At 68.7% G+C, this 13,082-nt stretch carries 12 protein-coding genes; 3 read left to right on the top strand and 9 right to left on the bottom strand.

Annotated elements, in window-relative coordinates; genetic code table 11:
• Positions 1 to 32: 32 nt before the first annotated feature.
• From AB4112_RS07345 to AB4112_RS07310, 8 genes are all read right to left on the bottom strand, one after another.
• Positions 33 to 1,244: an aminotransferase class V-fold PLP-dependent enzyme gene (locus AB4112_RS07345; RefSeq protein WP_441718199.1), complete on the bottom strand. Its 1,212-nt coding sequence runs from the start codon at positions 1,242 to 1,244 to the stop codon at positions 33 to 35.
• A 12-nt stretch (positions 1,245 to 1,256) separates the two neighbouring features.
• Positions 1,257 to 1,724: a RidA family protein gene (locus AB4112_RS07340; protein WP_441718196.1), complete on the bottom strand. Its 468-nt coding sequence runs from the start codon at positions 1,722 to 1,724 to the stop codon at positions 1,257 to 1,259.
• Positions 1,725 to 1,726: 2 nt separating this feature from the next.
• The gene (locus AB4112_RS07335) at positions 1,727 to 2,734 is read right to left on the bottom strand and encodes an ABC transporter ATP-binding protein (protein ID WP_441718193.1); all 1,008 of its coding nucleotides are present in this window, start codon (positions 2,732 to 2,734) and stop codon (positions 1,727 to 1,729) included.
• Complete coding sequence (locus tag AB4112_RS07330; RefSeq protein WP_309792588.1) at positions 2,731 to 3,744, bottom strand: ABC transporter ATP-binding protein; 1,014 nt, start codon at positions 3,742 to 3,744, stop codon at positions 2,731 to 2,733. The genes AB4112_RS07335 and AB4112_RS07330 overlap by 4 nt, the downstream gene beginning before the upstream one ends.
• On the bottom strand, positions 3,741 to 4,901 hold the full coding sequence (locus AB4112_RS07325; protein WP_441718189.1) for an amidohydrolase/deacetylase family metallohydrolase: 1,161 nt from the start codon (positions 4,899 to 4,901) through the stop codon (positions 3,741 to 3,743). Before AB4112_RS07325 ends, AB4112_RS07330 begins: the two co-directional genes overlap by 4 nt.
• Complete coding sequence (locus AB4112_RS07320) at positions 4,901 to 5,770, bottom strand: ABC transporter permease (RefSeq protein ID WP_441718186.1); 870 nt, start codon at positions 5,768 to 5,770, stop codon at positions 4,901 to 4,903. The genes AB4112_RS07325 and AB4112_RS07320 overlap by 1 nt, the downstream gene beginning before the upstream one ends.
• Positions 5,770 to 6,711, bottom strand: a complete 942-nt coding sequence (locus AB4112_RS07315; protein WP_441718183.1) for an ABC transporter permease — start codon at positions 6,709 to 6,711, stop codon at positions 5,770 to 5,772. The genes AB4112_RS07320 and AB4112_RS07315 overlap by 1 nt, the downstream gene beginning before the upstream one ends.
• Before the next feature lie 105 nt (positions 6,712 to 6,816).
• Positions 6,817 to 8,340: an ABC transporter substrate-binding protein gene (locus AB4112_RS07310; RefSeq protein ID WP_309792592.1), complete on the bottom strand. Its 1,524-nt coding sequence runs from the start codon at positions 8,338 to 8,340 to the stop codon at positions 6,817 to 6,819.
• Between the two features lie 228 nt (positions 8,341 to 8,568).
• Between AB4112_RS07310 and AB4112_RS07305 the strand changes: the two genes are divergently transcribed.
• Positions 8,569 to 9,366, top strand: coding sequence for an IclR family transcriptional regulator (locus tag AB4112_RS07305; RefSeq protein ID WP_309792593.1), 798 nt, complete (start codon positions 8,569 to 8,571; stop codon positions 9,364 to 9,366).
• 9 nt (positions 9,367 to 9,375) lie between these two features.
• Here the strand turns inward: AB4112_RS07305 and AB4112_RS07300 are convergent, their stop codons facing one another.
• On the bottom strand, positions 9,376 to 9,612 hold the full coding sequence (locus AB4112_RS07300; protein ID WP_309792594.1) for a hypothetical protein: 237 nt from the start codon (positions 9,610 to 9,612) through the stop codon (positions 9,376 to 9,378).
• A gap of 502 nt (positions 9,613 to 10,114) precedes the next feature.
• Between AB4112_RS07300 and AB4112_RS07295 the strand changes: the two genes are divergently transcribed.
• Both AB4112_RS07295 and AB4112_RS07290 read left to right on the top strand, forming a co-directional pair.
• Positions 10,115 to 12,154, top strand: coding sequence for a calcium-binding protein (locus tag AB4112_RS07295; RefSeq protein WP_309792596.1), 2,040 nt, complete (start codon positions 10,115 to 10,117; stop codon positions 12,152 to 12,154).
• A 160-nt stretch (positions 12,155 to 12,314) separates the two neighbouring features.
• On the top strand, positions 12,315 to 13,046 hold the full coding sequence (locus tag AB4112_RS07290) for a trypsin-like serine peptidase (RefSeq protein ID WP_309792597.1): 732 nt from the start codon (positions 12,315 to 12,317) through the stop codon (positions 13,044 to 13,046).
• The last annotated feature ends 36 nt before the right edge of the window (positions 13,047 to 13,082 follow it).

Below are 13,082 nucleotides of genomic sequence, written 5' to 3'. Positions count from 1 at the left end.
GCCACGCGGGAGAGGGACACATTCGAAAGTCTCTACCGCGGAAACCGCAGCAACGACTCCAGCCCCTTCTGCGCCCGGGCCGCCAGCCGGGCGCGGGCGTCGCCCTGGGGCGGGTCGCCGGCCGCGCCGCGCAGCACCGCCAGCAGCCGGTCCAGCACCACCTGCGCCTCGCCGTCATGCAGGTTGCAGGGGTCGAGATAGATGAAGCCGTGCTCGGCCTCGTGGTCGCGGATGATCACCGGCGGGTCGCCGGCGGCCAGGCGGTCGGCGACGTCCCAGGCGGCCAGGCCGCATTTGGCCGGATCGAAGGTCACCCGCAGCCGGTCGAGCGGGTTGTCGGTCGGGTCCGGCTCGATCACCGCCGTCACGCCCGACAGCCCGGCCAGGCCCTCGTGCCACAGTTTCAGATGGCCGTCCTCGCGGGCCCGCGCCGCGGCGTGGTCCCGCCGTTCCCAGGCGTCGAGCGCGGCGATGGCGCCGACCACGCCCTCCTTGCCGACCTTCATGCCGCGGCCGATGCCCCGGTTCTGCAGATAGGCGGCCCGCACCAGGTCCTCGCGGCCGGCGACGATGCCGGCGGTCGGCCCGCCCAGGAACTTGTGGGCGCTGTAGATCACGACGTCGCCGCCGCGGGCCAGGAAGCCGGTCAGGTCGTATTCCGACGCGGCGTCGACGATCACCGGCACGCCCTTGGCGCGGCAGATCGCGGCGAACTCCTCGAGCGGGATCTGGCCGTACTGCACGACGTGATGCGAGACTACATAGAGCGCCGCCGCCGTGCGCTCGGTGATCGCGCCGTCCAATTGATAGCCCGACGCCTGGGTGGCGGTGCCGACTGGCACCACCGTGGCGCCGGCCAGGCGCACCGCCTGGTCGACCGGGGCGCCATAGCTGACCATGTGCCCGACCTGCAGCAGCACCTCGGTCTTCGCCAGGCCCGGCGTGTCGGGCAGCCGTTCGATCGCCAGCAGGTCGGTGCCGGTCATGGCGCCGGCCACGGTCAGGCTGATCCCGGCCGAGGCCGAGGCGGTGACGAAGCCGGCTTCGGTGCCGCAGGACTTCGCGATGCGGGCGCTGGCCTTGCGCTGCAGGTCGTTGATCTCGACGAATTGCGGCAGGATCTCGGACACGGCCTGCACCGCCTCGGGCACCACGATCGAGGCGCCCAGCGAGGTCATGGTGCCGGACACGTTGATCACCGGGCGCAGGCCCAGGCGGCGGCGAATATCCTCGTTCGACTTCATCTCACAATCCTCTCAGCGCGCGAATTCGACGACGGCTTCGATCTCGACCGTGATCTGGCCGGGCAGCGACCCCATGCCGACGGCCGAGCGGGCATGGCGCCCGATCTCCGGCCCGAACAGGTCGACGAACAGGTCGGAGCAGCCGTTGATGACAGCGGGATGATGCTCGAACTCCGGCACCGCGTTGACCATGCCCAGCAGCTTGACGATGCCGGTGACGCGGTTGAGGTCGCCCAGCGCCTCATGCATCACCGCGATCAGGTTGATCCCGGTCAGCCGGGCATGGCGATAGGCGGCCTGCTGGTCGACGGCGGCGCCGACCTTGCCGCGGTGCTGGAAGCCATCCGGCTCGGACGGGCCCTGGCCGGACAGGAACAGCAGCTGGCCGGACACGCGGTGCGTCTCGAAATTCGCGACCGGTGGCGGCGCCTTGGGCAGGGTGATGCCGAGCGCGGCAAGGCGGTCGTAGACGTTGGGCATGGTCAATCCGGCTTCGGTTGGTCGTTCAGTTCGGCATCGCGGATGCAGGCGACGAAGCGCCCGGGCTCGCGTTCGGTCAGCGGCGGGACGGCCTGGGCGCAGGCGTCGACCGCCAGCGGGCAGCGGGTGCGGAAGACGCAGCCCGAGGGCGGGTTGATCGGGCTGGGAATGTCGCCCTTCAAGAGGATGCGGTCGCGCTTCGCCCGCGGGTCGGGCACCGGCGCGGCCGACAGCAGGGCCTTGGTGTAGGGGTGGCGCGGCCGGTCATAGACCAGGCGGGTCGGCCCCTTTTCCATGATCCGGCCGAGATACATCACCACGATCTCGTCGCAGAGATAGTCGACCACGGCGAGGTCGTGAGCGACGAACAGCAGGGTCAGGCCGAGGTCGCGCTGGATGTCCTGGATCAGGTTCAGCACCTGGGCCTGGACCGAGACGTCGAGGGCCGAGACCGGCTCGTCCGCCACGATGAAGTCGGGCTCCACCGCCAGGGCCCGGGCGATGCCGATGCGCTGGCGCTGGCCGCCGGAGAATTCATGCGGGAAGCGACGGCGATGGTCGGCGCTGAGGCCCACGCGCTCCAGCAACTCGCCGATGCGCTCGGTGCGGCGGCCCTTGGCCAGGCCGTGAGTGTCCAGCGCCTCGCCCAGGATCTCGGCCACGCTCATGCGCGGGTTGAGGCTGGCATAAGGGTCCTGGAACACGATCTGCATCCGCCGGCGCCAGGCGCGGAACGCCTTTTCCGGCAGGGCGGTGACGTCGGTGCCGTCGAACATGACGCGGCCGCCGGTCGGTTCGATCAGGCGCAGGATGGCGCGGCCGGTGGTGGTCTTGCCGGACCCCGACTCGCCGACCAGCCCGACGATGCTGTTGCGCCGGATCGACAGGCTGACATTCTCGACCGCGCGGACCACGCGGCCATGGCCGATCGGGAAATGCACCGACAGGTTCTGCACATCCAGCAGCGGCGCGGCGGGATCGATGTCCGGGCGGAGGGCGGCGGCGGTCATAGCTGGTCCGTCCTGCGGCAACGGGAGCGATGGCCGGCCTGCACCGCGGCGAGGTCCGGCACCGCCGCCTCGCAGGGGCCCTCGGTCAGCGGGCAGCGCGGCGCGAAGGCGCAGCCGGGCGGCAGGGCCATGACGCTGGGCACCGTGCCGGGGATCGGCTGCAGCCGGGCGTCGTCGTGCCGGCCACCGGTGCGGGCGTTGGGGATGCAGGACAAGAGGCCACGGGTGTAGGGGTGGCGCGGCCGGTCGAACAGGTCGAGCACCGGCGCCTCCTCCACCACCCGGCCGGCATACATTACGGCGACGCGCTGCGCGATCTCGGCCACCACGCCCATGTTGTGGGTGACGAACAGGATCGACATGCCGATCTCGGCCTGCAGCCGGCGCAGCAGGTCCAGGATCTGGGCCTGGATGGTGACGTCGAGCGCCGTGGTCGGCTCGTCCGCGATCAGCACCGACGGGTTGCAGGACAGGGCCAGCGCGATCATCACCCGCTGGCGCATGCCGCCCGACATCTGGTGGGGGTAGTCGTTCAGCCGCGACGCCGCAGCCGGGATCTCGACCAGTTCCAGCATGCGCTGGGCGCGCTTCATCGCCTCGCCCCGGCCGACATGCTCGTGCAGCTGCACCGACTCGGCGATCTGGTCGCCGACGGTGAACAGCGGGTTCAGGCTGGTCATCGGCTCCTGGAAGATCATTGCGATCTCCCGCCCGCGCAGCTGGCGCAGCAGCGTGGGCTTGGCATGGGCCAGGTCGTGGGTGGTGCCGGCGCGGTCGCGGAAGCGGATGGTGCCGCCCATGATCCGCCCGGCCGGCTTGGGCAGCAGCCCCATGATCGACAGGCTGGTGACCGATTTGCCCGAGCCGGATTCGCCGACGATCGCCAGCGTCTCGCCCCGCGCCAGGTCGAAGGACACGCCGTCGACCGATTTGGCGATGCCGTCCCGGCTGTGGAACCAGGTCTGCAGATCCTCGACCGCGAGGACGATGTCGCGGCTGCTGGCGCTCATCCGTGGACCGTCGGGTCGAACAGGCGGGCCGCCTTGACCGACCTGGTGCCGAGGATCGCGTGGCGCGGCGCGAACAGCCGGTCGAGGGTGGCGCTGTCGCCGGAGGAATCCGGCAGCGTCACCGACGCATCCTCCAGCTCGAAGATGGTGAAGTCGGCCTCGGCCCCCGCCGCCAGCCGGCCTTCGGCCGGCAGCCCGATCACCGAGCGCGGCCGGGTGCTGGCGGCGGCCACCACCTCGGCGAAGGGCATGCCGACGGCGAGCAGCTTCGACATGGTGGTCGCCATGTCCCAGACCGGGCCGTCGATCGAGCGCAGATGCAGGTCGGTCGAGATCGAGAACGGGAATAGCCCGCGTTCGATCCCGGCCCGCGCCACCTTGAAGGAGAAGGACGCGCCGCCATGGCCGACATCCAGCCGCACCCCAGCCGCCGCGACCTGCCTGGCGATGCCGAACAGCTCCTCATCCTCCAGGATGTTGCCGCCCGGCTTGCCGTGGAAGCAATGGGTCAGCACGTCGCCCGGGGTCAGGATCTCCAGCACCTCTTCCAGCAGCGGCGGCGGTTCGCCGACATGGACCATCAGCGGCAGTTTGGCGATCTTCGCCACCTTCTTGGCGATCTTGACCGGGGTGATGCCCCAGGCGCCGGTCACCGTGCTGCAGGCCCGGCACTTGATGCCGCGGATGATGTCGCGGTTGGCCTCGATCACCGCCAGCGTCCGGGTGATGTCGATCGAGCGCTGGTCGATCAGCTCGCTGACCCGGTTGCAGGCGACCAGTCCGATCGAGCCGATGTTGAGGAAGGCGACCACCCGCTCCGCCGCCGGCTCGGCGATGAATTCGCGGAAGCCGACGAAGTTGCCTTCGCCGGAGGAGCCGGCGTCGACGATGGTGGTGACGCCATGCGCCAGCCCGCCCTGGGCCGGCCGGATCGAGATGTCGGTGCCGCCATGGTAGACATGGGCGTGCAGGTCTGCCCAGCCGGGCGAGATCCAGGCACCCCTGGCGTCGATCACCTCGGCGCCGGCCGGGGCGTCGATCCCCTGCCCTGCGGCCGTGACGCGGCCGTCCTCGATGCGGAGGTCGATCGGCCGGTCGTCGGCGTGATCGGGGAAGCCGACCGGGCGGGCGGCACGGATCAGCAGCGATTGGGCCATTACAGCTCCTTGCGCAGGCGGGGGTCGAGGATGTCGCGCAGGCCGTCGCCGACCATCTGCAGCGACACCACGGACAGGACGATGGCGAGGCCGGGGAACACCATCATCCAGTCGGCCGAGCCCATATATTGCTGGCCGGAGCTGATCATGGTGCCCCAGGTGGGGATTTCGGGCGAGACGCCGACGCCGAGGAAGGACAGGCCGGCCTCGGCCAGGATGGCATAGGCGAAGATGAAGGTGCCCTGCACCAGGATCGGCGACCACAGGTTGCGCAGCACATGTGCGGTGACGATCCGCCAGGTCGACACGCCCAGCGCCCGCGCCGCCTCGACGAAGGGCAGCTCGCGGATCACTAGGGTCGAGGCACGGACGATGCGGGCCAGGCGGGGGGTGTAGACGATGCCCAGCGCCAGGATGACGTTGACCAGCGACGGCCCCAGCGCCGCGACCAGCGAGATCGCCAGCAGGATGTCGGGGAAGGCCATCATCGCGTCGATCAGCCGGGCCACCACCCGGTCGGCCGGCTTGAAGAAGCCGGCGACCAGCCCGAGGATCACCCCCAGCACCGAGGACAGGATCACCACGGAGAAGCCGACGAACAGCGACAGCCGGCCGCCATAGACGGCGCGGGTGAAGACGTCGCGGCCGAATTCGTCGGTGCCGAACCAATGGGCGCCGCTGGGCGGCTTCAGCCGGTTGACGATCGACAGCTTCTGCGGGGCGTAGCCGGTGATGTAGGGCGCGAAGGCGGCGGCCAGCACCAGCACCACCAGCACGATCAGCCCGATCAGCGCGGTCTTGCGGCGGACCAGCAGCCGGGCGAGCTTCATGCGCTCGCCGGCCACCGAGACGGAAGCGGTGGCGGCCATCAGTAGCGCACCCTCGGGTCGACGACGAGATACAGGAGATCGATGGCGAGGTTGACCAGGACGTAGAGCGCGGCGATCACCAGCAGCGCCCCCTGGATCACCGGATAGTCGCGCCGCAGCACGCCGTTGACGACCAGGTTGCCGACGCCGGGCAGGCCGAACACCGTCTCGGTCACCACCGCGCCGGAGATCAGCAGGGCCGTGGTCAGGCCGATCACGGTCAGGATCGGGATCAGCGCGTTCTTCAGCGCGTGCTTCAGCACCACCCGCCGCTCCGGCAGCCCCTTGGCGCGGGCGGTGCGGACATAGTCGTCGCCCAGCACGTCGAGCATGCTGGCCCGGGTGAAGCGGGTGATCAGGGCCGAGTTGACGATGCCGAGCACGCAGGCCGGCAGCACCAGATGGGTCATGCGGTCGAGGAAGCTGGCCCCCGGCCCGCCATAGCCCGCGACCGGGAACCAGCCGAGCTTGACCGCGAACAGCTGCATCACCAGCAGGCCCAGCCAGAAGCTGGGGATGCTGGCGGTGAACATCGACACGGTCAGCGTCGCCTGGTCGAGCAGCGATCCCCGCCACACCGCCGAGGCGATGCCGATCGGCAAGGCGATGGCGACGGCGATCAGCATCGACATCACGGTCAGCATCAGGGTGGGCTCGGCCCGGTCGCCGATCGCGCTCAGCACCGGCTGGTTCAGGAAGATCGACTGGCCGAGGTCGCCGATCGCGATCTGGCCCAGCCAAGTGACATATTGCACCGGCAGCGGCTGATCGAGCCCGAGCTTGGAGCGCAGCTCGACGATATCAGACGGCTGGGCGTCCGGCCCCAGCATCACCGCGGCAGGATCGCCCGGCGTGACCCGGATGATGACGAACACGACCGTCGCCACGATGAACATCACCGCGACCATGCCGATCAGGCGATTGACGATGTAGGAGAGCATGGGCGGCCGGTCAGTAGGTTGGGTTCGCGACAGCGAACCCAACGCAGTGCGGGGCGGCGAGATGTTGGGTTCGCGAATGCGAACCCAACTTACGGGTCGCCTTTGTCACTTCTCGACGTAGGCGTTCCAGAAATACGGCCACGGGGCCGGCGTCACGCCCTGCAGCGTCTTCGACTTCGCCGACAGGGCGTTGAAGTCGCCGACCTTGATCAGCGGCACCTCGTCGGCCATCACCTGCTGCACCCCGGCCCACAGCTTCACCCGCTCGTCCTGGGTCAGCGCCTGGTTGAAGGCGCCGACCGCCTTGTCCTTGGCCGGCGTGTCCCACCAGCCGGGCGAGCCCTTGGCCAGGGCGCCGATCAGCGCCGGCTCGGGCAGGAACGGGCTGTGGCTGATGTAGATGTCCCACAGCGCGGGGTCGGCGCGGCGCTGGGTCAGCGTCGCCCAGTCGGTGACGTCGAGGGTGACCTGGAAGCCGGCGGCCTTGAGGTACTCCGCCGCCACCAGCGCCATCTTGTAGTGGAACTCGTACTGCCGGCTGGTCAGGATCCGGATCGGCTTCTGCCCGTCATAGCCGGCCTCGGTCAGCAGCTTCTGGGCGCCTTCGGCATCGCCCTTGTTGTAGACCTCGGTGCCGACATCGGAGCGCCAGGGATAGCCCTCCGGGTACATCGCGCCGTCGAGGGCGTAGAAGTCGGTGCTGCCGAAGGCGGCAGCCAGCATGTCCTCCTCGTTCAGCGCCAGTTGCACGGCCTTGCGCAGCTTGAGGTCGCTGAGCAGGCCTTCCTTGGTGTTCATGACGAAGACCGGCCAGCCGAACGGCTTCAGGATGATCGGCTCCGACGCCCCGGCCTTGACCTTGTCGAAGGCTTCGACCGGCAGGGAATCGGTGTAGTCGAACTGGCCGGCGACGGCGCCTTCGACCCGGGTGTTGGCGTTCGGGATCGGCACGAAGCGGATCTCGTCGAGATACTGCTTGCGGGCGCCGCCATAGCCGTTGGGGTCGCCCTCGCGCGGCTTGTAGCCCTCGAAGCGGACCAGCTGGATGTACTGGTCGGGCACGCGGGCCTTCAGCATGTAGGGGCCGCTGCCGACGATGTCCTTCAGCTCCGGCGCGATCTTTTCCGACGGCAGGATCACGGCGGCGCTGTTGTTGAAGGCCAGCAGCGCCAGCAGCGGCGCGAAGGGCTGCTTCAACGAGATCCGGATGGTGAAGCCGTCGACCTTCTCGATCTTGTCGATATTGGCGGCGGCGAGCTTGCCGCGCGACGCCACCTCGGTCCAGCGCTTGAGCGAGGCCACCACGTCGTCGGCGTCCAGCGCCGAGCCGTCGTGGAAGGTCAGGCCCTGGCGGATCTTGATGGTGTAGACGCGGCCGTCGGCGCTGACATCGGGCATGGCGTCGGCGACCAGCGGGGTGACGGCCCAGTTGGCATCGAAGGTGTAGAGCGTCTCGAAAATGTGCTGGGTGATGATGCCGACCAGGTCGGCGGTGCTGACCATCGGGTCCAGCGTCGGGGGCTCGCCCACCGTCGCCACCGAGATCGATCCCCCCTTGGCCGGCGCGGCCACGGCCCCGGTCGCGCCCATCACTGTCGCCAGCGCGATCAGGCACAATGTCTTCAGCATTCCCCTCTCTCCCTGTCTTGAGGTCGCCGATATTCCATTATAAGGAAGCAACGTCTTCCGTTATGGAATACGCTAGTGCGATCGTCGCGGCGGCGTCAACCCATTCGATCGACCGCGACGGCTGGAATCGGCAGAGATTGACCGGAATGTCCGGGGGAGCTTAGCTTGGCTGGAATACGGGCTATACCACTCGGCCGGAACAAGGGCCGGGCAGATCGGGACCAGGACATGACGGCAGAAGCGGCAGCGGCCAAGGCCGGACCGGCGGGCGAGCGCAGCCGGGTCAGCGGCATCGAGCGCGCGGTGCAGATCTGCGACCACCTGCTGGCGGCCGGGCGCCCCCTCACCGCCTATGACGTGTCCAAGGCGCTGGGCGCGCCGATGTCGACGATCTACGGCGTGGTCGATTCGCTGCTGCGCCAGGACCTGCTGTCGCGCGACCGCGACGGGCTGCTGTGGTTCGGGCCCCGGCTCTACCATTACGGCTTGGCCTATGGCCGCACCCTGAACCTCTTGGAGACCGCGTCGCAGGAGATGCGGGAGCTGAGCCGGCTGCTGGGCGAGACGGTGCAGGTCTGCGGCCGCGACGACGGCCACATGGTGGTGCTGGCGATGGCCGAGCCATCGGGGCATTTCCGGGTGTCGTCCAAGGTCGGCACCCGGGTGCCGCTGAACTGGACCGCCTCGGGCCGGCTGCTGATCGGCCACCTGCCCTGGGCCGAGCGCACCGAACTGATGCGCCGGGTGGCCCAGCCCTCGCCCACCGGCATGGCCGAGACCGATCCGGAGGTGCTGTGCCGGGCCGGCGAGGCGGCGCTGGCCGAGAAGCTGGCGATCCAGCTGAGCGAATCCGATTTCGCCGTGGCCTGCATCGCCGCGCCGATCTGCACCCCCAACGGCGACTGCGAGGCGACGATCAGCGTGGTGCTGCCCGAGCAGAAAGCGCGGGACCGGGAGCGGACCTACAGCGTCGCGGTGCAGGAAGCCGCCAGCCGGATCGAGCGGCTGCTGGGCTGGACGGCCTGATCAGAGCGGTCAGCGGCGCCGCGCGGCCAGGTCGCGGGCGACCGGATCGACCGCATGAGGGAAGGCTGACGCCTCCGCCACCGCGGCCTTGAGGCTGCGCCGGCGCCCCACGACATAGGTCGCGCCGGCCGTAGGCAGATGGCCCGCTTCCGCCGCGCCGTCACGGCGAATGGCTCGTTGCACCAGGCTGGCCGCCTTCGCGGCGCCCCTCGCCCGCGCCATTTGGCGCCCGAAATCCCGATCCATGGTGATCACTCCCTAGGCATTCGGGACCGGCCGACGCGACGGCCCGGTCCCTGTCTTTTTTGAACGAAGCTGGTGGACCGAACAACGTCCGCACCATGCCTGCGGTTCCCGGCCAGCCCGAAATCGGCACCGCTGCGGCGGCACCGGCCCGCTTCTGTCGTGACAGTTCCGTCGCGTTTTAGGAAAATTTACATAGGCAAATAAGCTCAGAAATGTACAATAAAATGCGCAATAACAGATAGTTAATTTTGAAAGGTGGAATCAATCTCAGACAGGACCTAAGCCGCCTTTCGGCTACCCGAAAAACATATCGATAGTATTTTATTTTTCCAGCAAATTTATCAGAATATAGTCTTTTATCGGATGATAAATGTAGGAAAATAATCTATTTATTTCCATAAATCTGCGATTACTCGACGTAAGATCTGGATATGCCTATTTTTGTTGGACATCTTCTCAGGAACTGCCCAACTATGAAGCTCTCATTCTGGGGAGGATATTGATGGCTACTTTTACTGGTACCAACGGCGCAGAAATCCTGCCGAATCTCATCATTGGCCCTGTCCAGGGCATCGGAAACGACTTCATCGATGCCCTCGGCGGCGACGACATCGCGATCGGCTGGTCCGGCGATGACGTGATCCGGGGCGGCGCCGGCGCAGACGTGATCATCGGCGGCCTGCTGAATGCCGCCGGTGTCATCACCCTGTCGGGCACCGACGCGGCGGACTACACCACCTCGGTCGACGGCGTGACCATCGATCTTTCTGTGATCCTCAGCCTCACCCTGCCGATCCTGGGCATCAACGTCCAGTTGACCGGCGCGTCCCAGGGTTTCGGCGGCGATGCTCAGGGCGACTTTCTGGTTGGTATCGTCAACCTGCTGGGCTCCGATACCGGCGCCGACAACCTCTCCGGCAGCGCCGCCGCCAACACGCTGAACGGCCAGGGTGGCGACGACCGCCTCGATGGCCAGGGCGGCAATGACATCCTCCTCGGCGGTGCCGGAGACGACACTCTGATCGGCGGCGGCGGGGCCGATTCGCTGCAGGGCGGTGCCGGCACCAACGACACCGCGGATTATTCCGGCTCTGCCGCGCCGGTCACCGTCAACCTGACCACAGGCACCGGCACCGGCGGCGACGCCCAGGGCGACACCCTGACCGGGATCGAACGCGTGATCGGGTCGACCGGTGACGATTCTCTTACAGGATCGGCCGGCAACGACACCCTCGTCGGCGGTGCCGGGGCCGACGCCCTCACGGGCGCCGGCGGCATCGACACGGCCGACTATTCCGGCTCCGGCGCCGGCGTGACCGTCGACCTGATCGCCGGCACCGGCACCGGCGGTGACGCCGAAGGCGACACGCTGACCGGCATCACCAACCTCACCGGCACGGCCTTCATCGACCACCTGTTCGGGGACGCATCGGACAACACCATCCTCGGCCTCGACGGCAACGACACGCTTCGCGGCGGTGCCGGCGCCGACATCATCGACGGCGGCAACGGCTCCGACATCGCCAACTACCAGGGCTCGGCGGCCGGCGTGAATGTCGACCTGCTGGCCCACACCGCCTCCGGCGGCGACGCCACGGGCGACGTGCTGACCAACATCGAGAACCTGTACGGATCGAGCAACAACGACGTCCTGACCGGCGACAACAACGCCAACGTCCTGGGCGGCGAACTCGGCGACGACACGCTCAACGGGAATGGCGGCAACGATGCCCTGAATGGTGAGGCCGGCAACGACATCATCGACGGCGGCGACGGCGACGACCGTCTCGTCGGTGCCGCCGGCACCGACACCATCACCGGCGGCGCCGGCAACGACTCCATCGACGGCGGTGACGACAACGACACGGTCAACGGCGGCGACGGCAACGACGTCGTCTATGGCGGTGCCGGCGACGACACCCTGAACGGCAACAACTTCAACGACGTCCTGACCGGCGGCGTCGGCGCCGACCATCTCGACGGCGGCGCCGGCATCGACACCGCGGCCTATTCCAGCAGTTCCGCGGCGGTCAACGTCAACCTGCTGACCGGCGCCGTGTCCGGCGGCGATGCCGTCGGCGACACGCTGACCGGCATCGAACAGCTCAGCGGCTCGGCCTTCAACGACGTCCTGACCGGGGACGACGGTGCGAACCGGCTGTTGGGCCGCGGCGGTGACGACGTCCTCACCGGCGGTGGCGGGGCCGACACCTTCCAGGGCGGCGCCGGCAACGACACCTTCGTCTTCAACGCCGTCAGCGACAGCACCGTGGCGGGATCCGGCCGCGATGTGATCGAGGACTTCTCCACCGGCGACAAGATCGACCTGTCGCCGATCGACGCCAACGGCGCCGGGGCCGGCGACGGCGCCTTCACCCTCGGCACCGGCGCCTTCACCGGCGTCGCCGGCGAACTCCGCGTGCTCGCGCTGCCGAACGGCTACCAGGGCGTCTTCGGCGACACCAATGGCGACAAGGTCGCCGATTTCGCCATCACCGTCCTGTCCGACCACACCCTGACCGCCAGCGACTTCGTTCTCTAACTCTCTGATACGCCAACCCCACCCTGCGATCCGCAGGGTGGGGTCTTTTTTTGCTCATCCGCAGCCGCGGCGATATGCGCCCCTTGGCCTGGGCCGGAGCGGCGTCGATACTGGCGGGCGAGAGCGGCATGGCCCGGTCTCCGGGACAGGCGGACACAGGATGCGGCTCACATCAGCCCTGGTCGCGGGCATGCTCCTCGCCGCTGCCGCGGCGCCGGCCGCTCCGCCGCCATTGCCCGGCCTCGGGCTTGCAGACCGGCGCGTTCCGGTCGACGGTACGGAGGCGCCCTGGCGCAGCCTGGCCAAGGTGCAGACCAATATCGGCACCCGCTGCACCGGCGCCCTGATCGCGCCCCGCCGGGTCCTGACCGCCGCCCATTGCCTGTTCAACCCGCGAACCCGGCATTTCCTGCAGGCATCGTCGCTGCATGTGCTGTTCGGCTATGAGCGCGGGCAATATCTTGAGCACACCCTGGTCACGGATGTGATCCGGTCCGACGCCTACGACCCGCTGCGCCCGCGGGAGGAGTTCGCGGCCGACTGGGCGGTTCTGGTGCTGGCCGAGGATGCCCCGCCCCAGGCGCCGCCGCTGGCGGTCACCGATTCGGTGCCGCCCCCCGGCACCGCGCTGGTCCTCGGCGGCTACAGCCAGGACAAGGCCCAGATCATCACCGCCGACACCGACTGCACGGTGCTGGGCACCGACCGGGTGGCGAACGGGCTGGTGCTGGTGCATGACTGCAACGGCACGCGCGGCACCAGCGGCAGCCCGCTGCTGACATTGCGGGACGGACAATGGCAGGTGGTGGGGATCGCCGTGGCCGGCTCGATCGACCGCCTGGCGCTGAACCTCGCGGTACCGGCCACGGCTTTCGCGGACGCCCTGCGTTGAGAGCCGCCACTCCACGGGCAGAAGCGCGGGCGGCAC

The organism is Inquilinus sp. 2KB_23 (assembly GCF_052115705.1).
Classification (GTDB): domain Bacteria; phylum Pseudomonadota; class Alphaproteobacteria; order DSM-16000; family Inquilinaceae; genus Inquilinus; species Inquilinus ginsengisoli_A.
Note: the sequence above shows the minus strand (reverse complement) of the source record. Positions and strands in the feature narration are given on the sequence as shown.

Coding starts and splice junctions, on each gene's coding strand:
- AB4112_RS07315 (WP_441718183.1), bottom strand. CDS start 6,711: ATGCTCTCCTACATCGTCAATCGCCTGATCGGCATGGTCGCGGTGATG.
- AB4112_RS07320 (WP_441718186.1), bottom strand. CDS start 5,770: ATGGCCGCCACCGCTTCCGTCTCGGTGGCCGGCGAGCGCATGAAGCTC.
- AB4112_RS07290 (WP_309792597.1), top strand. CDS start 12,315: ATGCGGCTCACATCAGCCCTGGTCGCGGGCATGCTCCTCGCCGCTGCC.
- AB4112_RS07335 (WP_441718193.1), bottom strand. CDS start 2,734: ATGACCGCCGCCGCCCTCCGCCCGGACATCGATCCCGCCGCGCCGCTG.
- AB4112_RS07330 (WP_309792588.1), bottom strand. CDS start 3,744: ATGAGCGCCAGCAGCCGCGACATCGTCCTCGCGGTCGAGGATCTGCAG.
- AB4112_RS07325 (WP_441718189.1), bottom strand. CDS start 4,901: ATGGCCCAATCGCTGCTGATCCGTGCCGCCCGCCCGGTCGGCTTCCCC.
- AB4112_RS07340 (WP_441718196.1), bottom strand. CDS start 1,724: ATGCCCAACGTCTACGACCGCCTTGCCGCGCTCGGCATCACCCTGCCC.
- AB4112_RS07305 (WP_309792593.1), top strand. CDS start 8,569: ATGACGGCAGAAGCGGCAGCGGCCAAGGCCGGACCGGCGGGCGAGCGC.
- AB4112_RS07345 (WP_441718199.1), bottom strand. CDS start 1,244: ATGAAGTCGAACGAGGATATTCGCCGCCGCCTGGGCCTGCGCCCGGTG.
- AB4112_RS07310 (WP_309792592.1), bottom strand. CDS start 8,340: ATGCTGAAGACATTGTGCCTGATCGCGCTGGCGACAGTGATGGGCGCG.
- AB4112_RS07295 (WP_309792596.1), top strand. CDS start 10,115: ATGGCTACTTTTACTGGTACCAACGGCGCAGAAATCCTGCCGAATCTC.
- AB4112_RS07300 (WP_309792594.1), bottom strand. CDS start 9,612: ATGGATCGGGATTTCGGGCGCCAAATGGCGCGGGCGAGGGGCGCCGCG.